This is a genomic window from Shewanella jiangmenensis (assembly GCF_018596335.1).
Taxonomy (GTDB): Bacteria; Pseudomonadota; Gammaproteobacteria; order Enterobacterales; family Shewanellaceae; genus Shewanella; species Shewanella jiangmenensis.
In genome coordinates, this window is record NZ_JAHEPS010000028.1 from 1 (window position 1) to 931 (window position 931).

1 protein-coding gene and 1 pseudogene are annotated in these 931 nt (G+C 48.7%); both read right to left on the bottom strand.

Annotated elements, in window-relative coordinates; translation table 11 throughout:
- A partial coding sequence (locus KJI95_RS19365; protein WP_459543025.1) for a transposase occupies positions 1-235 on the bottom strand: 235 nt, incomplete at its 3' end.
- A gap of 481 nt (positions 236-716) precedes the next feature.
- Positions 717-931: pseudogene (locus tag KJI95_RS19370) on the bottom strand (alpha-amylase family glycosyl hydrolase); the annotation flags it as partial.

The window sequence follows — 931 nt, forward strand, 5'->3', positions numbered from 1 at the left end:
CAATTTTCAGGACCAAATGATAGTGATTCGACATCACCGCATAAGCGCAAACATCAATACAAAATATCGACGACAACTGCCTGATTTTATCTACTATCCAGCCACGGCGATGCTCATAACTGCGACCTGAAAGTGCGTCTTCACCACACAAAAACGCCCGTCTGACACAGCGATTAATCACGTGGTAGAAGGGCGTGCTCTCGGCATCAATCAATTGGCGACGAGCGGTAGTCATGGCAAACCTCGACAGGCAAGAACGGCTACTTCAAAGCCTAGTCGAGGGGCGGCGAAACCTCAAAAAGGTTTGGATGTCCTGTCTCCTTGACAGGCAAGAACGGCTACTTCAAAGCCTAGTCGAGGGGCGGCGAAACCTCAAAAAGGTTTGGATGTCCTGTAAGTGGGCCTTCAATCAACTGGCGACGAGCAGTGGTCATGGCAAACCTCGACAGGCAATAACAGCTACTTCAAAGCCTAGTCGAGGGCATGCGAAACATCAAAAAGGTTTGGATGTCCTCATAGACCCAGCCTATGCCGCCCTTTAAGCTAAAGTCCAGCCCAGAAAAGATTTGGCTGTCCTGTAAGAGCTGTTTTCTGGCGCGAATTTCAGATTTGTATGCTTTGGTGCGGTTAGATTGACCAATCCGATATCTGACTTCGATTAAACATTCCATGTAAAAACTCTCCCCATAAAACACCCGACTTTTTAGTAGTTAGTTTTAGCTAGGGTGAATTGCTTCGCTATGCGGCTTTCCCCTGCACCATCTACCACCGCATTTGGCTTTCATGGCGCACATCGCATCCCATCGGCCGCTGATGCCACTGTATTGGCGACGAAATTCTTTCGCTGAGGTTATCCAGGCATCATCAGCGATGCCGAGTTCTTGCAAAAGCTTTGGTCTGGTAGAGGCAATAAAGCCGCGTTTGTCGTTAC